Genomic DNA, 23224 nt, shown 5'->3' on the forward strand with positions numbered 1-23224 from the left:
GACAGGGCGCATGGACGACAAGAGCCGGCCGCTGCGCCGGATACTGCGTGGCGTGGACCACGGCGTGTTCCGGCAGGTGGCCACGCGATCGTGGCCGGGCGCGGAACCAGTACTGCCACGACTGAGCCGCGCGGCGAATCACGGAGGACTGTGGGTCGGCCTCGCGGCGGGTATGTGGGCCTTCGGCGGGGCGCGCAGTCGGCGCGCGGCCGTGCGCGGCGCCGCCTCCCTCGCGGTCGCCTCGTTGACGGTGAACACCCTCGCCAAGAGCGCGGTGCGCAGGAACCGTCCGGTTCTGGCCACGGTGCCGGTGATGCGGCATCTGCCGCGCCAGCCGGTGACCAGCTCCTTCCCTTCGGGGCACGCGGCATCGGCGGCGGCGTTCACCGCCGGGGCCGCCCTGGAGTCGCGCGAGTGGGGCGCGGTTCTCGCGCCGGTCGCCGCCTCGGTGGCGTTCTCCCGGATCTACACGGGGGTGCACTACCCCAGTGACGTCCTGGTGGGCGCGGGACTCGGCATCGGGGCTGCGCTCGCGGTGCGTGGCCTGGTGCCGTCGCGCTCCCAACTGCCGCCGCCCGCACGTCCCCGGACGGACGCCCCGGCGCTGCCGAAGGGCGAGGGTCTGCGCATCGTCGTCAACCCTTCGTCCGGGGCGCAGCCCCATGTCGTCGATCCGGTACGGCAGTTGCGCACCGAGCTGCCGCAGGCCGAGCTGATCCTCTACGACTCGGACGCGGGGCCGCTGCCGCAGGTTCTGGAGACGGAGGCGGCCGAGGCGGCGCGGCAGGGCGGCGCGCTCGGCGTGCTCGGCGGGGACGGCACGGTCAACGCGGCAGTGGCACCGGCCCTCGCCTACGGGGTGCCGCTGGTGGTGATGCCCGGAGGCACGTTCAACCACTTCGCCGCGGACCTGGGCGTGGACACCCTCGCGGAGGTCTGCGCGGCGGTGACCGAGGGCAGCGCGGTGCGGGCGGATGTCGGGCGGATCACGGCGCTGCCGGGTCCGGGCGGCAGGACGGGAGCCGCCGAGCCCGTCTACTTCCTCAACACCTTCAGTCTGGGCGTGTATCCGGAGCTGGTGCGGCTGCGCGAGAAGTGGTCGCCGCGCATCGGCGGTCCGCTCGCGACGCTGTTCGGAGTGGGTCATGTGTTGCGCACGGCCCGTCCGCTGCGGGCCGAGGTGAACGGCCGGCGGCGTTCGCTGTGGATGCTCTTCGCGGGCAACGGGACGTACCGCAGTATCGGCATCGCGCCGGTGCGCCGGCACGACCTGGCCGACGGACTGCTGGACGTGCGGATCGCGCACGGCGGTCCGTTCGCCAGGACCCGGCTCTTCGGAGCCGCGCTCGCGGGTGGCCTCGGCCGCAGTCCGTTCTACGCGGCCGCCCGGCCCGAACGGCTTGTGGTGTCCGGGCTCCCAACCGATGCGGACATGGCGTACGACGGTGAAGTGGTCGCGGCACCCGATTCGTTCGTGCTCGACAAGCTGCCGGAGGCCCTGACGGTGTACCGGCCGGTCTGAGGCATGGAGGGGCGCCGGACGAGTCCCGGCGGCGCACTCAGGGCAGTTCGGTGCCGCACCGGACGCAGAAGCGGGCGTCACGTTCGGTGGCCAGGCGGCCGCACTCGGGGCAGACGCGGTCGAGCAGGCAGGCCGCTTCGCCTCCCTCGCTCGCCGCGGCGGTGACCGTGCCGCCGATCTGCAGACCCTCGCGCCGTCGGTGCGCCGTCAGGTAGACCAGGCCTTCGTCGCCCGCCTGCAGCCGGCGACGCGATCCGCGCGGGAGCCAGGCGACGGTGTGCGGACGCAGCTCCTCGGTCCCCTCGGTGCTGCCGAGGGTGCCGCTTCCTTCGAGTACGACGAGCAGGACGTCGAGTACGTCGTCGCTGTGTTCACCCACCGTGGCGCCGGGGTTGAGCCGTACCAGGTTGGCGTCGAGGCCGCGTCCCTGCTCGGCGAGCCGCCACACCGCTCCCTGCCGGTCCGCGGGCAACGGCGCCAGACAGTCGTCGAGCACGGCCAGCACCTTGGCGGCGGGGGTCGGGGACATGGGGCCTCCAGGAACACACGAGACGGACGAATCGAGCCTACCGGGGCGGTGATCCACAGCCGCCGAAGGTTTGCGTGACTCGGGCAGCACGCTCTGTCACCACTCAGGACTAGACTGGAGACATCCACGACTCACCCACGACTCATCTGTTCGCCCTGGAACGGGAAGGGGGCACGCTGTGTCACAACAACGCCTGGGGCGCGGCCCGTTGCGCCCACCCCCGAACCGAGGCCCCGGCGACCCCGCGGGCGGGCGGCCCGCCGCGCCCACCCGGTTCGTCCGCTGGCTCGGCGGATTCGGCTGCCTGGCCGCCGGATACGCGGTGTTCCAGTCGCTGGTGGGCGTGCTGCCGGACGGCATCTCACCGGACACCGCGCGCTACGCCCTTGCCACGGTGGCCGGTTGTGCCACCGCCGGCGCGGTGTGGCTGTCGACCGCACTACTGCGCGCCCGGGCCGCGACGCCCGCACCGGGCCTGCCATCGCCGCGTCCTGCACCGGGTCAACTCCCCGCAGGGCCAGGTGAGTTGGGCCCGGGAGCGTTCACCGAGCTGGCCCGGGAGACGTACGCGACCCTGGTCACCGGGCTCACCGAGACCGACGACCCGCAGGCGGGCCGACTGACCGGCTGGCCGCACGGCCTCGACGAGCCGACCACCCCGCTGCGCCCGACTTCGGTGGGCACGGCGTACGGACTGCACACGGTGCTGGATCTGGGGCTGCCGGACGGCCGTATACGCACCGGCGAACTTGTCGACACACTCTGGCGGTTGCGGCTTGCGGACGGCGGCTGGGCCGCCCGTTCGCAGGGTTCCGTTCCCCGCCCCGAGGTGACCGCGCTGGTCCTCGGCGCGCTGGCCCGTGCGGGCGCGGATCCCGTCCGGGTCGCCGACGAGGCCGAGTACTGCGTGTCACGTCTCACCCGTGAACTCGAGCCGTCCGGGCTCGAGATGACCCACGTGGTGACCACGGTGCTGCGGGGTCTGCTGCGCGCCGCACCGGAGTCGGCGGCGCTGCCGCAGTTGCGGGAGGCGCTGGTCGACGCCGCGTTCGCGGATCCGCTGCGGCAGCATCAGCGGTGCTGGGGCCCGCGGTTCTCGCCCGTGGTGGGCCGGCCGGTGCTGCCGTCGCCCGTGCACACCGCGCAGGCCGTCCTCGCACTCGACCGGGCAGCCGCCGTCCTCGGCGAGACCCCGCACGTGCGCGACGCCCGCCGCGAAGGCATCCGCTGGCTGCTCGCCTGCCCGGGCCCCCTGCACGACGGCTGCCCCGACCTGCGGAACGTGCACGAGGTGGTCCGCCGCCCGAGCCTGTCGGACCTCAGTCACCACGAGGTCCTGCCCGTACGGCACTTCACCGCTTCCTGGGTGCTGCGGGCACTGCTGACCACCGGCTCGGCACGGACCGCGGCCGAGGACGGCCTGGAGCGCGAGTGGCGGGAACTGACGGCGGGTGCGGCCGCCGCGGTGTGGCGCCAGCAGACGGACGGCGTCTGGACCTGGGAGGGCGACGGGGACGATCTCGGCCATCCCATGTGGATGACCTATCAAGGCCTTTCGGCGCTGCGCACCCATGCCCTATGGATGTATCAGCCGCACGTCTGAGACCGAGGACGGGCGGCTCGTGGTGCGCGACCTGGAGGGTGCATGGGTGGACGGCAGGTCCGAGAGGCACGGCAACTTCTCACCGGAGCGCTGGACGGGCGGCCCGCAGCGGAACTGCCGGGTGCGGCCCACGACGCCGTCGCCCGACTGGGCGCGCCGGCCCGGCTCGTGGCGCTCCTGCGGGAACTGGCGGCGGGGGCGGGTGATCCGGCCGGCTGCGCCCGCCTCTCGTACCGGCATGTGCTCGGCTTCGACAAGCTCCTGCTGTTCGACGGCGGCCCGCAGCACATGCTGCGGGCCCACGTCTGGCACCCGCGCGGCCGGCGCGGCGCCCCCGAGGACATCCACAACCACCGTTCGGCGCTGGCGTCCCAGGTGGTGCGCGGCAGCCTCGGGATGGAGCTGTACGAGGAGACGGACGGGACCACGGAGCCGCCGGCCGGCACGGGGTCCGACGGCGGCCTCACGACCGTGCGCTACCAGGAGTCCCTCGCCGAGGGCGGCGACTGGCTGCTCGCCGAGCGGGGGCGGGCGCAGCTGCGGCTCACCCATGTCGCGCGGTACGCGGCGGGCAGCGGGTACGCGCTCGCGCCGCACGCCCTGCACCGTGCCTGGTGCTCGGCCGACGAGCCGACGGTGACGTTGTTCCTGGAGGCCGGGACCCACCGACGCCCGCACACCGACGTGTTCTCCGGGCCGGGGCGGCGCGAGACGGCAACGGCCAAGCACCCGCTGCCGGTTGAGGACTATCTGTCCGAACTCACCGCGCTGGCGCGGCTGGTCGAAGGGTGAAGCGGCGGCACGCGGCGTTCAGCTGCCGACCGAGTTCAGCGCCTGGCGGACCACGTCGAGGTTGTAGTCGTCGATGCGTACGCCGTCGAGTGCGGACGGTTCCCGCCAGTCGAAGGCCTGGTCGCGGTGCGGGAGCCGGACGTCGAAGGTCAGCGGCTCGACCAGGAAATTGTCCTGGTAGTTCTTGATCTCGCGCCCCTGGTACTCACTGACGAAGGACGACTCGCCCACCTTGCGCACCACCCGCCCGAGCAGCGCGGTCTCCTCCCGCAGCTCGCGCAGCACGGCGTGCTCGGAGCGCTCACCGAGGTCGAGCTTGCCGCAGGGCACGCCCCAGACACCGGGCAGGAAGCGCTCGGTCTCGCTGCGCCGCACCAGCAGGACGCGACCGCGGTGCACGACGACGGCGGCGGCCAGTCGGTTCTCGCCCGGGATATCCATGCCGTCACGGTAGCGCGTGGCGCACGGCCCGGCACCTGTTGGCAACTCCCTTTCGAGGGCCACCGACCGGGATGGTTGAACGGCTCGGGCACGGTTGTGCGGAGGGTCGTACGACCGTCCGTATCCGGCGTGCGAGGCGCCGGAGGCTCAGTCCCGCACGGCGTACGCGGCGGCGTACCCGGCAGGCACTTCAGGGATGTCGGCGAGCGTCCAGCCGGGCACGGGGTGCGGTTCGCCGCCGGTGCCGACCAGGAGGGTGGCGACGCCTCCGCCGCCGAGTCCCTCGCCGGTCCCCTTGAGGACGGCCTCCTTACGCGCCCAGCAGCGGGCGAAGGCGTCGGGGGCGGACTCCGGTCCGAGCATCGCCAGTTGGTCCCGCTCGCTCGGGTGCAGCGCGCGGGCGACGTCGGTCACCAGAGCGGGCTCCGGGACCAGCTCGATGTCGACACCGACAGGGCGGTCGCTCACGGCGATCAGGGCGTGGCGGCCGGCGTGGGAGAGGGAGAAGTGGACGGGCACGCCGGACAGCGCGGGGCGGCCGTGGGGTCCGTCGCAGTGCGGACAGGGCTCCCGCACGAAGGCCAGCTCGGCGGGAGCCGTGTCCAGACGGCGGCCCAGCACTCTGCGCAGGGCGGTGTGCGCCGTGATGTAGAGGTCGCGGTCCTGCGGACGGCGCATTGCCGTCGCCCGCTCCCGCTCCGCCGTGTCCAGGACCGCCAGGTCCTCGTCCGCGGGGTGTCCGACGCGAACCAGCCAGAGTTCCGGCGTCCCGCCGTCGCCCGGCGTCGCGTCGCCGTCCGCGTGCCGTCCCGGGCAGACGCGCCACGGCGTGCCGTCCTGCGCCGGAGCCGCGGACTGTGCGGCCTCCGGTGCCCCCTGGTTCCGTGGAGAGGGCTGATGTCGTGTCGCCGTCATGGTGCTCAGCGTGCCACGCGAGGCGGCCGGCGCGGGGCCGGCCCGATCACCGCCCGGCCGCGCTGATCCGCACGGGTGGCCTGTCCGAAACGTTCAAGACGACGCCTCGCACCGTCTCCTACGCTCGCCGTATGACTCCACGAATTGACGCATTGTCCCTGGTCGTCAGCGATATGGCGGCCTCCGTCGCCTTCTACCGCCGGCTCGGCCTGGACTTCCCCGAGGGCTCGGAGACCGAGGGGCATGCGGAGGCCCCGATGCCGGGTGGTCTCCGCTTCATGCTGGACTCCGAGGCCGCCATCCGCTCGTTCGCCCCCGATTTCGTACCGCGCTCGGCCCACGGCCGTGCCGGCTTCGCCTTCAAGTGCGAGAGCCCGGCCCAAGTGGACGCCACATACAGCGAGTTGACGGACGCCGGCTACAAGGGGGCGGCCGAGCCGTGGGACGCGGGCTGGGGCCAGCGCTATGCCCAGATCGAGGACCCCGACGGCCAGACGGTGGACCTGTTCGCACCGCTCGCCGGCTGACGCCCGGCCTTCTCCTGGCCCGGTGAGACCGTCGCCTACGGCTCGAGGTCGAGCAGCCGGCGCAGTGGCATCCCGGCCAGGTCCCGCACGTCACGAGACATGTGTGCCTGGTCGGCGAATCCGGCCGCGGCCGCGGTCTCGGCGAACGAGGTTCCGGTACGGGCCAGGGCGAGGGCCCGCTGCAGACGCAGGATGCGGGCCAGCGTCTTCGGGCCGTATCCGAAGGCGTCCAGCGAGCTGCGGTGCAGCCGTCGGGCACCGACCCCGAGCGCGTCCGCGGTCGCCGCGACCCCGTGCCCGGCCTGCAGTTGCCCGGCGACCAGGCGGGGCAGCGGATCGGCCGGGGCGGAGTCCGCGGCCCGCTCCAGGGCGACCGATTCGAGCGCGGTGGCCGCGTCCTCGGCCGCCGCCACCCGGGCGGCGAGTCCGCGCACCTCGGCGGCCGGCCAGAGGTCGGCCAGCTCCACCCGGCGGTCCCGCAGTTCCCGCGCCGGCACCCCGAGCACCGAGTACGCGGTGCCGGGAGCGAAGCGGAGGCCGGCCACGGTGCCGTCCCCGCCCGCCGCCCCAGGTGTGTGGGCGGTGACGTCGGGCCCCGCCACGTACAGCCGGCCGTGCATCCACAGCAGGTCCATGCAGCCGTCCGGCAGTACGGGGTAGGTCGGCTCGTGCGCGCGCCGGGAGGTCCGGCTCCAGACGACTGCGCCCTCGTGCCGCGATGCGCGTTCCTGGTACACGGTTCGAGGCTACGCCGCGCCGGCCCGGTGCTGTTGCGGGCTGACTCCGTAGGCCCGCTTGAAGGCGCTGGACAGGGCGAACGCGCTGCCGTAGCCGACCTGTCCCGCGATCGCGCCGACCGTGAGGTCGGTGTCGCGCAACCGGTCGGCGGCGAGCGCGAGGCGCCAGGCGGTCAGGTACGCCATGGGCGGCTCACCGACCAGTTCGCCGAAGCGGCGGGCGAGTGCCGCCCGCGAGACACCCGCCTTCGCCGCGAGCGAGGCGACCGTCCACGGGTGCGCGGGATCGTCGTGCAGGAGGCGTAGCGCCCGTCCGACGACCGGGTCGCCGAGCGCCGCGTACCAGGCGGGCGGGTCGGCCTCCGGCCGCGAGAACCAGGTGCGCAGCACGGCGATGAGGAGCAGGTCGAGCAGCCGGTCGAGGACGACCTCCTGGCCGGGTTCGTCCCGCACGATCTCCTGGTCGAGCAGCGGCACGATCAGGCCGTCCCAGTCCTCACGGGCGAGGACGAGGAGCGGCGGCAGCGCGCCGAGCAGCCGGTCGCTGATCTCACCGCGCATCTGGTACGTCCCGACGAGCATGACCGCGTCGCCGTCCGCCCGGCCGCCCCAGGTACGAGTACCGAGGTCTATGTAGTCCGGCATCTCCCGGCCGTCCGGCGCCGCGCACCGGCCACCGGGGTGGATGACGGCGCCGGGAGCGGTCTCCGGGGAGTCCGCGCAGGTGTACGGGTCGGGGCCGCGGGCGATCGCGATGTCGCCCGGGCGCAGGTGGAGCGGCTCACCGGAGTCCGGCACGAGCCAGGCGTCGCCCTGGGTCATGGCCATCACCGACAGGGGTGCCCGGTCCTCGATGCGTACGGCCCAGGGCGGGTCGAAGCAGGCGCGGATCAGGAAGGCGCCGCGGGCGCGCGGCCCGTCGAGGAGTCCTGCGAGTGCGTCCATGGGGTGAGGGTAGCCAGCGGCGGGGGCCGGTTCACCTGCTCCCGGGTGGATCTTCCGGCTTGCCGGGCGGGGGCGGCTCCGCGGGGCCCGGCGGCTGCTGCACGGGCGGGTGGCTCTCCGGCGCGGCGGGCGCCGGACCGGGCGAGGGCGGGGTCGTGCCGTTGCGCTTCGGGTGGGTGCGGAGCCGGGAGGTGACGTCGTCCGGCGGCAGGAACTGGGCCCAGCGCTCCGGGAATTCGGACGGCATGTCCGGGTCCTCCGGGTCCTCGATGGCGGCCCGGGCCGCGGCCGCACGGGCGACGACCTCGGCGGCGCGCGCCTCGCGCACCCGCTCGTTCGCGGCGCGCGCCGCGGCCGTGGTGACGGACGGCCAGACCCGGTCCACCGCCGCGTTGACGGCCGCGCCGACCAGGACCGCGAAGGCCGAGACGCCGATCCACAGGAGGACGGCGACGGGGGCGGCGAGCGAGCCGTAGATCGTCGGACCCTCCACGGTGCTGGTGAGGTAGACGCGCAGCAGGGCGCTGCCGAGGATCCACATGGCGAGGGCGACGAGCGCGCCCGGCACGTCCTCGATCCAGGGCGAACGCACCGGTACCGACACGTGGTAGAGCGTCGTCAGGAAGACGATGCCGAGCAGTACGACGACCGGCCAGTACAGGAAATGGACGACGTTCTCGCTCCACGGCACGACCTTGAGGACGGCGTCCGGGCCCGCCACCATCAGCGGCAGCGCGACGGAGCCGATCAGCAGCGCGACGACGAAGAGCAGGAACGCGAGCAGCCGGGTGCTGACGATCCCGCGCACTCCGTCGAGCCCGTACATCACGGTGATGGTGTCGATGAAGACCGTCACCGCCCGCGAGCCGGACCACAGGGCGATCACGAAGCCGATCGAGATGACGTCGGGGCGGCCGCCCTTCATCACGTCGTCGATGATCGGCTGGGCGATGTCGTGCACGCCGCGGTCCGAGAGCACGGTGCGTGCCGCTTCGAGGATGTTGTCCTCGACGGACTGCATGGTGTCGGCTCCGGTCCACCCGTCCACGTAGCCGAGGAGTCCCGCGAGGCTCAGCAGCAGGGGCGGTACGGACAACAGGGTGAAAAAGGCCGCTTCGGCCGCAAGGCCCAGAATCCGGTATTCCACACAGGAGTTGACGGTGTCCTTGAGGAGCAACCAGGCGGTCCTGCGTTTGGAGACGTTCCGGTAGAGCGCGCGGGCGCGGTGGAGTCGGCCCGAGGCGGGCCCGGGAGTTTCTTTTGCCTGGTGCACCTCCTTACCGTAGCGGCATGACCGTCCCCACCCACACCGTGACCAACCAGCCTCCGCCGCTGGTGGGATACAACGTGTTCACCGCCGACCGGGCGCTCACCGAGGCGGTGGTGCGCCATGTGCCGGACGAACTGGCCGACACCGCACGGGCGGAGCTGACCTCGCTCGGCGCGACGGCCGGTTCCGCGGAGGCTCTCGAGTGGGGTGTCCAGGCGAACAGGTACGAGCCGCAGCTGCGCACCCACGACCGTTACGGCCACCGCATCGACGAGGTGGAATCCCACCCGTCCTGGCACCGGCTCCTCGACACCGCTGTGTCATCGGGTCTGACCGCCGCCTGGACCAGGCCGTCCGGTCATGTGCGCCGGGCGGCCGGGTTCCTGGTCTGGACTCAGGCGGAGGCGGGGCACGGCTGCCCCGTGTCGATGACGCACGCTGCGGTGCCGGCGCTGCGCGCGGACGCGGAGCTCGCCGCCGAGTGGGAGCCGCGGCTCACCTCCACGGTGTACGAACCGGGCCTGCGGCCCGCGGCCGAGAAGGCCGGTGCTCTCTTCGGGATGGGCATGACGGAGAAGCAGGGCGGCAGTGACGTCCGCGCGAACACCACACGGGCCGAACCCCTGGCCGAGTCCGGCACCTACCGCCTCACCGGCCACAAATGGTTCTGTTCGGCGCCGATGTCGGACGGATTCCTGGTGCTCGCGCAGGCACCGGAGGGGCTGACCTGCTTTCTGGTGCCGCGGGTCCTGCCGGACGGTACGCGCAACCCGTTCGCCATCCAGCGACTGAAGGACAAGCTGGGCAACCGCTCGAACGCGTCGAGCGAGGTGGAGTTCGCGGGGACTTGGGCACGCCGGGTCGGAGACGAGGGACGCGGGGTGCCGACCATCATCGAGATGGTGGCGGCGACGCGCCTCGACTGTGTGCTCGGTTCGGCCGCGCTGATGCGGCAGGCGGTGGCGCAGGCGGTCCACCACACCGCGTACCGCAGTGCGTTCGGCGGCCCGCTGATCGACAAGCCGCTGATGCGGAACGTCCTCGCGGATCTGGCCCTGGAGTCGGAGGCGGCGACGACGCTCGCACTCCGGCTGGCCGCGGCGTACGACGACGGGGGCGAGGCCGAGCGGGCCTTCCTGCGGCTCGCGGTGCCGGCCGCCAAGTACTGGGTGACCAAACGCTGTACGCCGGTCGCGGTGGAGGCACTCGAGTGCCTGGGCGGGAACGGCTACGTGGAGGAGTCGGTGATGCCTCGGCTGCTGCGCGAGTCGCCGCTCAACTCGATCTGGGAGGGCGCCGGGAACGTCCAGGCCCTCGACGTACTGCGGGCGCTGCAGCGGGAACCGGACGCGCTGAACGCGTTCCTGGCGGAGGTCGGGCGGACCCGGGGCGCCGATCACCGCCTGGACCGTGCGATCAAGGACCTGCTGACCGAACTGGCCGATCTGGACGGGATCGAGGCGCGGGCGCGCCGCGTGGTCGAGCGGATCGCCCTGGTACTGCAGGGGTCGCTGCTGGTGCGCCACGCTCCGTCCGAGGTGTCGGACGCCTTCTGCGCCTCGCGGCTCGGCGGGGACGGGGGCGCGGCGTTCGGCACGCTGCCGCACAGTCTGGATCTGGGTGCGGTCGTCGCGCGGGCGCGCGCCGAGGTCTGAAGTGGTCCGCGCGGGGCGTCGCTGTGTGACGCGGAGGTGGTGCTGCGCCGACACGGCACCACCCCCGCCCCCATGGCCCCGTAGAACAGGAACATGAGCGCCGCACAGCGGCGCAACCACCACCTTCGGTCAGTTGCTCGACCGGCGCGAGGGTTGCAGAGAGTTGCATCGGGTCGGCCAACTCCTCTCCACAAGAGGCGTCCACGAGGGACGATGGAGTCGACTCGCACCGGTCGGGCTTTCGGGGAGGGACCGATGACGAACGCGACGATCGACCTGACGAAGCTGGCGGCCGTCGACTCCCGGCGCGCCGCCAGGCTGTTGCAGGGGGTGCGCGCCGCGACGCTGTCCGGCGAGGCACCACCGGTGGAGCCTCGGCCGGTCATCGAGGAGTCCTGGGGGCGGATGCTCCGCGGCGGCGTCGATCCGGAACACGACGTACGGGCGGGCCTGTTGTCACTCGCGGACCTGGAGCGGCGACGGCGGAACTCGACGCTCCAGGAGATCCTGCCCGTGCTGCGCGAGGGCCTGGTCTCCATCGCGGACGCGGCGCACCACATCATGGTCGTCGGCGACGCGGACGCGCGCGTCCTGTGGCGCGAGGGTCATCCGACCGTGCTGCACAAGGCCGACGAACTGGGCTTCGAACTCGGCGCGGACTGGCGGGAGTCCACCGTCGGCACCAATGGCGTGGGCACTCCCCTGGTGGCCCGCAGGCCCGTGCAGGTCTTCTCGGCCGAGCACTTCGTGCGCAGTCACCACGCGTGGACCTGCGCGGGGGCGCCGGTCACCGACCCGCGCAACGGCCGGCTGATCGGTGTGGTCGACGTCAGCGGCCCGTTCGACACGATGCACCCCTCGACGCTCGCCCTGGTCCGTTCCGTGGCCCGGCTCGCCGAGGCCGAGCTGCGCAACCGGCATCTGGCCGCCCTCGACCGGCTGCGGACGGTGGCGGTTCCGCTGCTCTCGCGGACGGGTGGACGCGCCCTGGTGGTGGACTCCAACGGCTGGCCGGCGGCGGTCCACGGCATGTCCCCGGTCGACCGGGTAGTGCTGCCCAAGGGCTTCGGCCCGGGCGACACCTCGGTTCCAGGGCTGGGCGAGTGTGCCGTCGAGCCGCTGCCCGGCGGCTGGCTGCTGAGGCTGGGCACCGGGTCGTCGGCACACGCGGGAGCGTCCCGGGTCGTCCTGGACCTGGGCACGCGGCGCACCTGGACGATCACCGTCTCGGGGGCGTCCGGCAGCTGGACGCACGAGCTGTCCCCGCGCCACGCGGAGCTGCTGTACCTGCTGGCGGCGGATCCCTCGGGCCGTACGGCGGCGGGGCTCGCGGAGGATGTGTTCGGTGATCCGAGCCGGGCGGTGACGGTGCGCGCGGAGCTGTCGCGGGTGCGGCGCTATCTGGCGGGTGTCCTTGCGCACCGGCCGTACCGGTTCCACGAGGATGCCCGGGTCGAGGTCGTGCTGCCGGGCGATCCGGCGGCGCTGCTGCCGCACTCGACGGCGCCGGCGGTGGTCCGGGCCCGTGCGGGCGGAGGGTCCCCGCGGTGAGCGGGAGTCGCGGTGAGCCGGAGTCCCTGATGAGCGGGTACGGGACCGTCTCGTGGGGCTTTGTCGTGGACGTACGGGCCGTGGTTCGCTGACCGTATGAGCATCACTGTGACCACCTGGTCCCTCGAGCAGACCTCCCCCGACGACCTCGTTCCGGCGGCCGTGCCGCCGGGGGACGTCCGTGTCGTGCGCGCGGAGGTCCCGTCGCCCGAGTTCAGCCGCTTTCTGTACACCGCGGTGGGCGGGGACATCCGCTGGACCGACCGGCTCGCGCTGTCCTACGCGGACTGGAGCGCCGAACTGGAGCGTCCGGGTGTCGAGACGTGGGTGGCGTACGAGAAGGGGACTCCGGCCGGATACCTGGAGCTGGCCGGCCGCGAGGAGGGGGTCGTGGAGGTGGTCTACTTCGGCCTGATCCCGGCGTTCCGCGGCCGCCGCATCGGCGGCCATCTCCTCTCGTACGGCACGGCGCGCGCCTGGGACCTGGCGGAACGCTGGCCGGGACGCGCTCCGACGAAGCGCGTGTGGCTGCACACGTGCAGCAAGGACGGCCCGCACGCGAGGCCCAATTACGAGCGCCGCGGCTTCCGCCTCTTCGAGACGAAGACGGAGGAGGAGCCGGACGTGACCACACCGGGCCCGTGGCCGGGAGCCACCGGCTGACGCTCTTTCCAGGGGCCGGCACAGAACGGGTCGGCCCCGAGCCCCTCCGGCTCTCCGGCTCTCCGGCTCTCCGGCTCTCCGGCTCTCCGGCTCTCCGGCTCTCCAAAGCCTCGCCGACGCTTGGGGAGACCCGCCGGCAGGAGTCTCGGAATGAGGCGGGACCGGGAGCCCATAAACCAGGCATAGCCGCACAAACCACCATCCTGCCAGGCGTGACCACCCCCACACCGTCCCAGCAAACGAGACCAACCCGTCCGCATCGCGGACAACGGTGGACTGCCCAAAGACCCACGTGCCACGCTTCCGTCATGTCTCGAGCCGGAATTGCCTTGGTGAGTCGACGTCACGTCGACCTCGGACGCGTGTTCAGCGCCATCTGTCCGGCGAACTGACGCTGCACCCAGCGGGCCCGTCGCGGCCCCCGTCAGTTGTCCCGCCGCCCGCACCTCCTGCTTCTCCAGCTCAGAGCCCCACTGCGTCGGCCGCCCGCCACCACCGGCTGCCGATGGTCTTTTCTCCCTGACCCGCTGCGCAACGACGCGCGCGTACGTCTGCCCACCGTTCGCCTCGTGATCGTGCCCGCATACGCAGGTCAGAGCCGCTTTCCTGCTGCCTTGAAGGACGTAACCCATGCCCGCCACACCCGAGAAACCGCCCGTCACGCCCCGCCGCAAGGCGAGCCGTCACCGTGGTGAGGGCCAGTGGGCCGTAGGGCACTTCACCCCGCTGAACGGGAACGAGCAGTTCAAGAAGGACGACGACGGTCTCAATGTGCGGACACGCATTGAGACGATCTACTCGAAGTCCGGATTCGACTCGATCGACCCCAACGACCTGCGCGGGCGCATGCGCTGGTGGGGCCTGTACACCCAGCGCAAGCCCGGGATCGACGGCGGCAAGACGGCCGTCCTCGAGCCCGAGGAGCTGGACGACAAGTACTTCATGCTGCGGGTCCGCATCGACGGCGGCCGGCTGACCACCGAGCAGTTGCGGGTCGTCGGCCAGATCTCCGAGGAGTTCGCCCGCGGTACGGCGGACATCACCGACCGGCAGAACATCCAGTACCACTGGATCCGGATCGAGGACGTGCCGGAGATCTGGCGCCGGCTCGAAGAGGTCGGGCTCTCCACCACCGAGGCCTGCGGCGACACCCCGCGCGTCATCCTCGGCTCGCCGGTCGCCGGAATCGCCGCGGACGAGATCATCGACGGCACACCGGCGATCGACGAGATCAACCGGCGCTTCATCGGCAATCCGGCCTTCTCGAACCTGCCGCGCAAGTTCAAGACCGCCGTCTCCGGTTCGCCGCTGCTCGACGTCGCCCACGAGATCAACGACGTGGCCTTCGTCGGCGTCGAACACCCCGAGCACGGGCCCGGATTCGACGTCTGGGTCGGTGGCGGCCTGTCCACCAACCCGAAGCTGGGCCAGCGCCTCGGCGCCTGGGTGCCGCTCGACGAGGTGCCGGAGGTCTTCGAGGGAGTCATCTCGATCTTCCGCGACTACGGCTACCGGCGGCTGCGCACCCGTGCCCGGCTGAAGTTCCTGCTCGCCGACTGGGGCGTGGAGAAGTTCCGCCAGATCCTCCAGGACGAGTACCTGAAGCGCGAGCTCATCGACGGGCCCGCACCCGCCGAGCCGGCATCGCGCTGGCGCGACCACGTCGGCGTGCACCGGCAGCGTGACGGCCGCTTCTACGTGGGCTTCGCACCGCGCGTCGGCCGGGTGGACGGCGCCACGCTCACCAAGATCGCCGAAACCGCGGCGGAGCACGGATCGGGCCGTCTGCGTACCACCGCCGAGCAGAAGATGATCGTGCTCGACGTCGAGGAGCAGCAGGTCGACTCGCTGGTGTCCGCGCTCGAGGCCCTGGATCTGACGGTCCGCCCCTCTCCGTTCCGGCGCGGCACGATGGCCTGCACCGGCATCGAGTTCTGCAAGCTCGCGATCGTGGAGACCAAGGCCCGCGGCTCCTGGCTGATCGACGAACTCGAGCGCCGCATCCCGCAGTTCGAAGAGCCCATCACCATCAACATCAACGGCTGCCCGAACGCCTGCGCCCGTATCCAGGTCGCCGACATCGGTCTCAAGGGCCAACTGGTCCTGAACGACGACGGCAACCAGGTCGAGGGCTACCAGGTCCACCTCGGCGGAGCTCTGGGGCTCGAGGCCGGGTTCGGCCGCAAGGTCCGCGGGCTCAAGGTCACGGCCGACGAACTGCCGGACTACATCGAGCGCGTCCTGAAGCGGTTCGAGGCCGAGCGCGAGGAGGGCGAGCGGTTCGCCTCCTGGACCGCCCGTGCCGACGACAAGGCCCTGTCATGAGCGAGCGTGCCGCGCCCTTCCACTGCCCGTACTGCGGCGACGAGGACCTGCGTCCGAACGAGACGGGGCACGGCGCCTGGGAATGCGCAGCCTGCAACCGGGCCTTCCAGCTGAAGTTCCTCGGGCTGCTGGCCCGTGGAGTTCAGCGCAACGACAGTGGAGGGGACGAGATATGACGGTGGCTCAGAACTCTGCACGTACCGAGGCCGAGACTCGGGCGCTCGCCGAGCAGGCGGGGCGCGATCTGGAGGACGCCTCACCGCTCGAGATCCTCCGGTGGGCGGCCGAGACCTTCGGCGGCCGTTTCTGCGTGACCTCCTCGATGGAGGACGCCGTGGTGGCTCATCTGGCCTCGCGTGCGTTCCCCGGAGTGGATGTGGTGTTCCTCGACACCGGCTACCACTTCCCCGAGACGCTCGGCACCGCCGATGCGGTCGGCGCGGTGATGGACGTCAACCTGATCACCCTGACCCCGCGGCAGTCCGTCGCCGAACAGGACGCGGAGCACGGCCCGCAGTTGCACGACCGCGATCCCGACCTGTGCTGCGCACTGCGTAAGGTCAAGCCGCTCGAAGAGGGCCTGACCGGCTACGACGCCTGGGCGACGGGCCTGCGCAGGGACGAGTCCCCGACCCGGGCGAACACCCCGGTGGTCGGCTGGGACGAGAAGCGCCGCAAGGTCAAGATCGCCCCGATCGCCCGCTGGACACAGCGGGACGTGGATGCCTACGTCGCCGAACACGGCGTCCTGACCAACCCCCTTCTGGAAGACGGCTACCCCTCCATCGGCTGCGCCCCCTGCACCCGCCGGGTCCTCGAGGGCGAGGACGCCCGCGCCGGCCGCTGGGCCGGAAGCTCGAAGACGGAATGCGGGCTGCACGGCTGATGACAACTCTGGGAGACACGTACGTGACCGGTGCCACGATCTGGCTCACGGGACTGCCGAGCGCCGGCAAGACCACCCTCGCCCATGTGGCGGCGGACCGGCTGCGCGAGGCCGGACATCGCGTGGAGGTACTCGACGGCGACGAGATCCGGGAGTTCCTCTCGGCCGGTCTCGGCTTCACCCGCGAGGACCGGGACACCAATGTGCAGCGCATCGGCTTCGTCGCCGAACTCCTCGCGAGCCAGGGCGTGAAGGTCCTGGTCCCGGTGATCGCGCCGTACGCCGACAGCCGCGAGGCCGTGCGCAAGCGGCACCAGCGCGAGGGCACCGGATACGTCGAGGTGCACATCGCCACTCCGGTCGAGGTGTGCAGCGAGCGTGACGTGAAGGGCCTGTACGCCAAGCAGGCCGCGGGTGAGATCTCCGGTCTGACCGGTGTCGACGACCCGTACGAGGAGCCCGAGTCGCCCGATCTGCGGATCGAGGCGCACCAGCAGTCCGTACAGGAGTCCGCGGCCGCGCTGCACGCGCTGCTCGGTGAGAGGGGTCTGGCATGACCACGAGTGCCACGGTGCTTGGCGAGGGCACCGACAGTCCGTACGCCCTGTCGCACCTCGACGCGCTCGAGTCCGAGGCGGTGCACATCTTCCGTGAGGTGGCGGGGGAATTCGAGCGGCCGGTGATCCTGTTCTCCGGCGGCAAGGATTCGATCCTCATGCTGCATCTGGCGCTCAAGGCCTTCGCGCCGGCGACGGTGCCGTTCTCGCTGCTGCATGTGGACACCGGGCACAACTTCCCCGAGGTCCTCGAGTACCGCGACCGGGTGGTGGCCCGGCACGGGCTGCGCCTGCACGTGGCCTCGGTGCAGGACTACATCGACCGCGGTGCGCTGCGTGAACGGCCCGACGGGACCCGCAACCCGCTGCAGACCGTGCCGCTGACCGAGAAGATCCAGCAGGAGAGGTTCGACGCGGTCTTCGGCGGCGGACGGCGCGACGAGGAGAAGGCGCGCGCCAAGGAGCGGGTCTTCTCGCTGCGTGACGAGTTCTCCCAGTGGGACCCGCGCCGCCAGCGCCCCGAGCTGTGGCAGCTGTACAACGGCCGGCACGCACCGGGCGAACACGTACGGGTCTTCCCGCTGTCCAACTGGACCGAACTGGACGTGTGGCAGTACATCGCCCGTGAGGAGATCGAACTCCCGGGGATCTACTTCGCCCATGAGCGGGACGTGTTCCAGCGTTCCGGCATGTGGCTGACCGCCGGCGAGTGGGGCGGACCGCGCGAGGACGAGCCGGTGGTCAGGCGGCAGGTCCGCTACCGCACCGTCGGCGACATGTCCTGCACCGGTGCCGTCGACTCGGACGCCACCACGCTGGAAGCCGTGATCACCGAGATCGCCGCCTCCCGGCTCACCGAGCGCGGCGCCACCCGGGCCGACGACAAGCTCTCCGAGGCCGCGATGGAAGACCGCAAGCGCGAGGGGTACTTCTAAATGACCACCATCAGCGGCCAGTTGGCCGACCTGTCGGCGACCACACTGCTGCGGTTCGCCACTGCGGGGTCCGTCGACGACGGCAAGTCCACTCTGGTGGGGCGGCTCCTGCACGACTCGAAGTCGGTGCTCACCGACCAGCTCGAGGCCGTCGAGCGGGTCTCGCTCGGCCGCGGCCAGGAGACGCCCGACCTGGCGTTGCTCACGGACGGGCTGCGGGCCGAGCGGGAGCAGGGCATCACGATCGACGTGGCGTACCGCTACTTCGCCACACCCCGCCGCCGGTTCATCCTCGCCGACACCCCCGGCCATGTGCAGTACACCCGGAACATGGTCACCGGCGCCTCCACCGCCGAACTGACGGTGATCCTGGTCGACGCGCGCAACGGTGTCGTCGAGCAGACCCGCCGGCACGCCGCCCTCGCGGCACTGCTGCGCGTCCCGCACGTCGTCCTCGCGGTCAACAAGATGGACCTCGTCGACTACGCGGAGCCGGTCTTCGCGAAGATCGCCGAGGAGTTCACCGCCTACGCCCTGGACCTCGGCGTCCCCGAGGTCACCACCGTCCCGATCTCCGCTCTGGCCGGGGACAACGTGGTGGAGCCGTCGGCGAACATGGACTGGTACGGCGGCCCGACCGTCCTCGAGCACCTGGAGACCGTGCCGGTCAGCCACGACCTGGCCGACTGCCACGCCCGCTTCCCCGTGCAGTACGTGATTCGGCCGCAGAGCGCCGAGCACCCCGACTACCGGGGTTATGCGGGCCAGATCGCGGCGGGCAGCTTCCGGGTCGGCGAGCAGGTGGCCGTACTGCCCTCCGGGAAGACCTCCAAGGTCGTCGGGATCGACCTGCTCGGTACGCCCGTCGACGTGGCCTGGACCCCGCAGTCGGTGACGCTGCTGCTCGAGGACGACATCGACATCCCGCGCGGCGATCTGATCGTGCCGGCCGGCGACGTCCCCGCGGTGGGCCAGGACATCGAGGCGACCGTGTGCCACGTCGCGGACCGGCCCCTCACCGTCGGCCAGCGGGTGCTGCTCAAGCACACCACGCGCACGGTCAAGGCCATCGTCAAGGAGATCCCCTCGCGGCTGACCCTCGACGACCTGTCCCAGCACCCGGATCCGGGCAGCCTGGTGGCCAACGACATCGGCCGGGTGCGGGTGCGCACCGCCGAGCCGCTTGCCCTCGACGACTACGCGCATTCGCGGCGCACCGGCTCGTTCCTGCTGATCGACCCGGCGGACGGCACGACGCTGACCGCGGGCATGGCCGGCGAGGCCTTCGCCCCGTCCGACGGCGACGGCGACTCCTCTGCTCCCGAACCGGACGACGAGGGCTGGGACTTCTGATGACCATCGATGTGTTCGCGACCTTCGCGAAGGAGGGCGGCCGGGTAGGCAGCGGCCAGCTCGGCGCAGGGACCGGGGGTGTCGCGCGATGTGTGTGATGACGTACGCGCACCGCTCGCGCGCCCTCACCCCCCACCACCCGTACCGACGAAGACCTGCCGTTTCCCCGGCCACGTACCCGTAACCGAACGGGACGTGAGCGCCGGGCCTACGAGGGGATTGCCTCCCGTGTCTGCCCACCGTTCCACCCGTACCACCCTGCGCCGCACTGTCGCCTTGGCCGCCGCCCTGCCCGTGCTCGCCCTGACCGCCACCGCGTGCGGGTACGGATCCGAAGGCTCGGACGACAAGGAGAAGGTGGCCGCCGAGGGCAAGAAGGTCGACGGTCTCGACGAGATCAACGTCGGCTACTTCCCCAACGTCACCCACTCCACCGCGCTCGCGGGCCTTCAGGAAGGCCTCTTCCAGAAGGAACTGGGCGGCACGAAGATCAAGACCCAGACCTTCAACGCCGGTCCGTCCGCGATCGAGGCGCTCAACGCCAAGTCCGTGGACGTCACCTGGATCGGCCCGTCGCCCTCGATCAACGGCTACACCAAGTCCAAGGGCCAGAACCTGCGCATCATCGCCGGCTCCGGATCCGGCGGCGTCTCCCTGGTCGTGAACCCCAAGAAGGTCAAGTCCCTGGCCGACCTCAAGGGCAAGCGGATCGCCACCCCGCAGCTCGGCAACACCCAGGACGTGGCGCTGCTCAACTACCTGTCGGAGAAGGGCCTCAAGGTCGACGCGAACACGGGCAAGGGCGATGTGACCGTGGTCCGGCAGGACAACAAGGAGATCCCGGCGTCCCTCGAGTCCGGTTCCCTCGACGGCGCCTGGGTGCCCGAGCCGACCGCCTCCAAGCTGGTCTCGGGCGGCGGCAAGGTACTGCTCGACGAGAAGAAGCTGTGGAAGGACGGCAAGTTCGTCATCACGAACCTGATCGTCCGCCAGCAGTTCCTCAAGGAGCACCCGAAGGCCGTCGAGGCGCTGCTGCGCGGCACGGTGAAGACCAACGCGTGGATCGCCGACAACCCCGAGGACGCCAAAGCCGCGGTCAACGCCCGGCTCAAGAAGGACTCCGGCCAGGCGCTGCCCGCCGAGGTGCTCGACCCCGCGTTCAAGAACGTCGAGACGCTGAACGACCCGCTGGCCTCGACCCTGCGCGACCAGGCCGACCACGCCGTCAAGGCAGGTCTGCTGGAGGACCCGCTGCTCGAGGGCATCTACGATCTGCGTCCGCTGAACAAGGTCCTGAAGGCAGAGGGCGAGCCGACCGTCGACGACGCCGGTCTCGGCGCCAAGTAACCGACCCGCAGACCGGAACGCCCTCAGGAGGTGAGGCCCATGGCCACCGCACTCGTCAAGCAGGCCGACGCGCAGGACGCCGCCGGCACGGCGCCGTTCGCCGCCCGGATCGACCACGTGTCCAAGTCGTTCGGCCGGGGTGGTGCCCAGCAGCTCGTCCTCGACGACATCGCACTCGATGTCGCGCCCGGCGAGTTCGTGACGCTGCTGGGGGCTTCCGGCTGCGGCAAGTCCACCCTCCTGAACCTGGTCGCAGGACTCGACAAGCCGTCCGCCGGTGCCATCGAGGTGCCCGGCGGGCGGCCGGCCCTGATGTTCCAGGAGCATGCGCTGTTCCCCTGGCTGACGGCCGGCAAGAACATCGAACTCGCCCTCAAGATGCGGGGGATGCCCAAGCAGGAGCGTCCCGACGAGGCGGAGCGTCTCCTCGAGACGGTCCGTCTCAAGGGGGCCCACGGCAAGCGGGTGCACGAGCTGTCGGGCGGTATGCGGCAGCGCGTCGCGCTTGCCCGTGCCCTCGCCCAGGACAGTCAACTGCTCCTGATGGACGAGCCGTTCGCCGCGCTCGACGCCATCACCCGGGACGTGCTCCACGACGAGCTCACCCGTATCTGGTCCGAGACGGACGTCTCGGTCCTCTTCGTCACCCACAACGTCCGCGAGGCGGTTCGGCTCGCTCAACGTGTCGTCCTCCTTTCGTCCCGTCCTGGACGTATCGCCCGTGAGTGGCAGGTCGACATCCCGCACCCGCGCCGGATCGAGGATTCCCAAGTGGCCGACCTGTCCGTAGAGATCACCGAGCAGCTGCGGGGGGAGATCCGCCGTCATGGCCAGCACTGAGACACGGACCGGGGAGAACCCCGGTCCCCCGGACGACACCGAAGCCGGAACGCCGGCTGCCGACGCCGCCTCCGCCACGGACGTGAAGTCCGACGGCGGCAGGGCTCCCCGAACGGGTTCCGACGACGGGCTCGAGGCCGGCCTCGACGCTCTGGAGACCAAGACGTCCGAACGTGTGCCGTTCGGCCGCATCCTGCTGTCCAAGGCGGTGCCGCCGCTGGTGGCGGTGATCCTGGTGATCACGATCTGGCAGCTGGCCGCGATCTCCGACGTGAAGCCGGACTACGTGCTTCCTGGACCGCTCGACGTGGCCGGGTCCATCAAGGACATGTGGCTCGAGGGCACGTTGCTCGGCTACATCTGGACCTCCGTCTCTCGTGGCGCTCTCGGATTCCTGGTGTCGGTGGCGGTCGGTACCCCGCTGGGTCTGCTCGTGGCCCGGGTCAAGCCCGTGCGGGCCGCGATCGGACCGATCCTGTCCGGTCTGCAGTCCCTGCCCTCGGTGGCCTGGGTGCCTGCGGCGATCATCTGGTTCGGTCTGACCGACGCGACGATCTACGCGGTGGTCCTGCTCGGCGCAGTCCCCTCGATCGCGAACGGTCTGGTGGCCGGCGTCGACCAGATCCCGCCGCTGTATCTGCGGGCGGGCCGGGTGATCGGCGCGACCGGGATCCAGGGCGTACGGCACGTCCTGTTGCCGGCGGCCCTGCCGGGCTATCTGGCAGGCCTGAAGCAGGGCTGGGCGTTCTCCTGGCGCTCGCTGATGGCAGCCGAACTGATCGCCAACTCCCCAGATCTGGGCACCGGACTCGGTCAGCTGATGGAGAACTTCCGCACCTACAGCGACATGTCCGGCGTCCTGGCCACCATCCTGCTGATCCTGATCGTCGGCATCGGCATCGACCTCCTCTTCTTCTCTCCCCTGGAACGCCGTGTACTGCGCAGCAGGGGCCTGCTCACCCGGAACTTCTGATGCCCTTCTCCTCCCCCGTACTCCTCGTCGTCGCCCACGGCAGCCGCGATCCCCGGCATGCCGCAACCGTGCACGCCCTGGTGCGGCGGGTCCGGGCCGAACGCCCGCATCTGCGCGTGGAGACCGCGTTCCTGGAGTTCAACGCACCGTCCGTGCCGCGTGCCCTGGAGGCGATCGCCGCGGACGGTGTGCGGGACGTGGTGGCTCTCCCGCTGCTGCTCACCCGCGCCTTCCACGCGAAGACGGATATTCCTGCCGTCCTGCACGAGGCCGTGTCCCGACTGCCGCAGCTCACGGTGCGCCAAGCCGAGGTGCTGGGGCCCTCGCCGCTGCTGCAGTCGGCCCTGGACCGCCGCCTCGCCGAGGCCGGCGTGCGGGCCGGCGACAAGAGCACGACCGGGGTGGTACTCGCCTCGGCCGGCTCCTCCGACCCGGAGGCGATCGCAGTGATCGCAGAAATCGCGCGGGAGTGGCGGCGCACCGGTTGGTGTGCCGTGCGGCCTGCGTTCGCCTCCGCATCTCTGCCCCGCACCGAGGACGCCGTGCGGGCCCTGCGGGCCGAGGGGGTGCGCCGGGTGGCGGTGGCCCCGTATGTGATCGCCCCGGGCTTCCTGCCGGATCGCATCGTGCGCGGCGCACGGGAGGCCGGGGCGGACGTCCTGGCCGATGTGCTCGGCCCCGCACCGGAGTTGGCCCGGCTGCTGCTCGAGCGTTACGACGCCTGCGCGCCGGTACACACCCGGCTCCTCACGCCGCTCTCGGCCTGAACCGCTCGGCCCGCGGCCACCCGCCCTGGGCCTGACCGCCGCCGCACCGGGCCGAGGCATGCGGCGGCGGTCAGGTCAGGTCAGGTCAGGT

At 71.7% G+C, this 23224-nt stretch carries 23 protein-coding genes; 17 read left to right on the top strand and 6 right to left on the bottom strand.

Annotated elements, in window-relative coordinates:
• Positions 1-10 precede the first annotated feature (10 nt).
• Positions 11-1522, top strand: coding sequence for a bifunctional phosphatase PAP2/diacylglycerol kinase family protein (locus DSC45_RS12110; protein WP_119290053.1), 1512 nt, complete (start codon positions 11-13; stop codon positions 1520-1522).
• A 37-nt stretch (positions 1523-1559) separates the two neighbouring features.
• Here the strand turns inward: DSC45_RS12110 and DSC45_RS12115 are convergent, their stop codons facing one another.
• A complete protein-coding gene (locus DSC45_RS12115; protein WP_119290055.1) occupies positions 1560-2051 on the bottom strand; it encodes a zinc ribbon domain-containing protein in 492 nt (163 codons plus the stop codon).
• Between the two features lie 178 nt (positions 2052-2229).
• On the opposite strand from DSC45_RS12115, the gene DSC45_RS12120 reads away from it, so the two are divergent.
• Together DSC45_RS12120 and DSC45_RS12125 are read left to right on the top strand one after the other, a co-directional pair.
• Positions 2230-3654, top strand: coding sequence for a prenyltransferase/squalene oxidase repeat-containing protein (locus DSC45_RS12120; RefSeq protein WP_119290057.1), 1425 nt, complete (start codon positions 2230-2232; stop codon positions 3652-3654).
• A 42-nt stretch (positions 3655-3696) separates the two neighbouring features.
• A complete protein-coding gene (locus DSC45_RS12125) occupies positions 3697-4446 on the top strand; it encodes a hypothetical protein (RefSeq protein WP_119290059.1) in 750 nt (249 codons plus the stop codon).
• Between the two features lie 18 nt (positions 4447-4464).
• Here the strand turns inward: DSC45_RS12125 and DSC45_RS12130 are convergent, their stop codons facing one another.
• A complete protein-coding gene (locus DSC45_RS12130; protein WP_119290061.1) occupies positions 4465-4887 on the bottom strand; it encodes an NUDIX hydrolase in 423 nt (140 codons plus the stop codon).
• 147 nt (positions 4888-5034) lie between these two features.
• Positions 5035-5802 (bottom strand): 4'-phosphopantetheinyl transferase family protein, encoded by a 768-nt coding sequence (locus DSC45_RS12135; protein WP_119290063.1) that lies wholly within the window; start codon positions 5800-5802, stop codon positions 5035-5037.
• Between the two features lie 131 nt (positions 5803-5933).
• Between DSC45_RS12135 and DSC45_RS12140 the strand changes: the two genes are divergently transcribed.
• On the top strand, positions 5934-6329 hold the full coding sequence (locus DSC45_RS12140; RefSeq protein ID WP_119290065.1) for a VOC family protein: 396 nt from the start codon (positions 5934-5936) through the stop codon (positions 6327-6329).
• Positions 6330-6364: 35 nt separating this feature from the next.
• On the opposite strand, the gene DSC45_RS12145 is transcribed toward DSC45_RS12140, so the two are convergent.
• Genes DSC45_RS12145 through DSC45_RS12155 form a run of 3 tightly spaced genes read right to left on the bottom strand, consistent with a single transcriptional unit; the run spans position 6365 to position 9284 of the window.
• Positions 6365-7066, bottom strand: a complete 702-nt coding sequence (locus DSC45_RS12145; protein ID WP_119290067.1) for a helix-turn-helix domain-containing protein — start codon at positions 7064-7066, stop codon at positions 6365-6367.
• A gap of 9 nt (positions 7067-7075) precedes the next feature.
• Entirely contained in the window at positions 7076-8011 is a 936-nt protein-coding gene (locus tag DSC45_RS12150) for an AraC family transcriptional regulator (RefSeq protein WP_119290069.1), read from the bottom strand.
• A gap of 31 nt (positions 8012-8042) precedes the next feature.
• A complete protein-coding gene (locus DSC45_RS12155; RefSeq protein WP_119290071.1) occupies positions 8043-9284 on the bottom strand; it encodes a YihY/virulence factor BrkB family protein in 1242 nt (413 codons plus the stop codon).
• Positions 9285-9301: 17 nt separating this feature from the next.
• Between DSC45_RS12155 and DSC45_RS12160 the strand changes: the two genes are divergently transcribed.
• The 13 genes from DSC45_RS12160 to DSC45_RS12220 all read left to right on the top strand — a co-directional run bounded on the left by DSC45_RS12160 (position 9302) and on the right by DSC45_RS12220 (position 23133).
• Positions 9302-10936 (top strand): acyl-CoA dehydrogenase family protein, encoded by a 1635-nt coding sequence (locus DSC45_RS12160; protein WP_119290073.1) that lies wholly within the window; start codon positions 9302-9304, stop codon positions 10934-10936.
• A gap of 255 nt (positions 10937-11191) precedes the next feature.
• Positions 11192-12487, top strand: a complete 1296-nt coding sequence (locus DSC45_RS12165; RefSeq protein WP_119290074.1) for a GAF domain-containing protein — start codon at positions 11192-11194, stop codon at positions 12485-12487.
• Positions 12488-12583: 96 nt separating this feature from the next.
• A complete protein-coding gene (locus DSC45_RS12170; protein WP_119290076.1) occupies positions 12584-13150 on the top strand; it encodes a GNAT family N-acetyltransferase in 567 nt (188 codons plus the stop codon).
• Between the two features lie 630 nt (positions 13151-13780).
• Entirely contained in the window at positions 13781-15475 is a 1695-nt protein-coding gene (locus DSC45_RS12175) for a nitrite/sulfite reductase (protein ID WP_119290078.1), read from the top strand.
• Positions 15472-15651: a hypothetical protein gene (locus DSC45_RS12180; RefSeq protein WP_119290080.1), complete on the top strand. Its 180-nt coding sequence runs from the start codon at positions 15472-15474 to the stop codon at positions 15649-15651. The genes DSC45_RS12175 and DSC45_RS12180 overlap by 4 nt, the downstream gene beginning before the upstream one ends.
• On the top strand, positions 15648-16361 hold the full coding sequence (locus DSC45_RS12185) for a phosphoadenylyl-sulfate reductase (RefSeq protein WP_119290082.1): 714 nt from the start codon (positions 15648-15650) through the stop codon (positions 16359-16361). Before DSC45_RS12180 ends, DSC45_RS12185 begins: the two co-directional genes overlap by 4 nt.
• A complete protein-coding gene (gene cysC / locus DSC45_RS12190; RefSeq protein ID WP_205571310.1) occupies positions 16361-16918 on the top strand; it encodes an adenylyl-sulfate kinase in 558 nt (185 codons plus the stop codon). Before DSC45_RS12185 ends, cysC begins: the two co-directional genes overlap by 1 nt.
• The gene (gene cysD, locus DSC45_RS12195; RefSeq protein WP_119290084.1) at positions 16915-17853 is read left to right on the top strand and encodes a sulfate adenylyltransferase subunit CysD; all 939 of its coding nucleotides are present in this window, start codon (positions 16915-16917) and stop codon (positions 17851-17853) included. Before cysC ends, cysD begins: the two co-directional genes overlap by 4 nt.
• On the top strand, positions 17854-19206 hold the full coding sequence (locus tag DSC45_RS12200) for a sulfate adenylyltransferase subunit 1 (RefSeq protein WP_119290085.1): 1353 nt from the start codon (positions 17854-17856) through the stop codon (positions 19204-19206). It begins immediately after the preceding gene.
• Between the two features lie 228 nt (positions 19207-19434).
• Entirely contained in the window at positions 19435-20553 is a 1119-nt protein-coding gene (locus DSC45_RS12205; RefSeq protein ID WP_240434595.1) for an ABC transporter substrate-binding protein, read from the top strand.
• 39 nt (positions 20554-20592) lie between these two features.
• The gene (locus tag DSC45_RS12210) at positions 20593-21393 is read left to right on the top strand and encodes an ABC transporter ATP-binding protein (protein ID WP_119290090.1); all 801 of its coding nucleotides are present in this window, start codon (positions 20593-20595) and stop codon (positions 21391-21393) included.
• Complete coding sequence (locus tag DSC45_RS12215; protein WP_119290092.1) at positions 21380-22366, top strand: ABC transporter permease; 987 nt, start codon at positions 21380-21382, stop codon at positions 22364-22366. Before DSC45_RS12210 ends, DSC45_RS12215 begins: the two co-directional genes overlap by 14 nt.
• On the top strand, positions 22366-23133 hold the full coding sequence (locus tag DSC45_RS12220; RefSeq protein ID WP_119290094.1) for a sirohydrochlorin chelatase: 768 nt from the start codon (positions 22366-22368) through the stop codon (positions 23131-23133). The genes DSC45_RS12215 and DSC45_RS12220 overlap by 1 nt, the downstream gene beginning before the upstream one ends.
• Positions 23134-23224 lie beyond the last annotated feature (91 nt).

Origin of the sequence: Streptomyces sp. YIM 130001 (assembly GCF_003574445.1) — a bacterium.
Classification (GTDB): domain Bacteria; phylum Actinomycetota; class Actinomycetes; order Streptomycetales; family Streptomycetaceae; genus Streptomyces.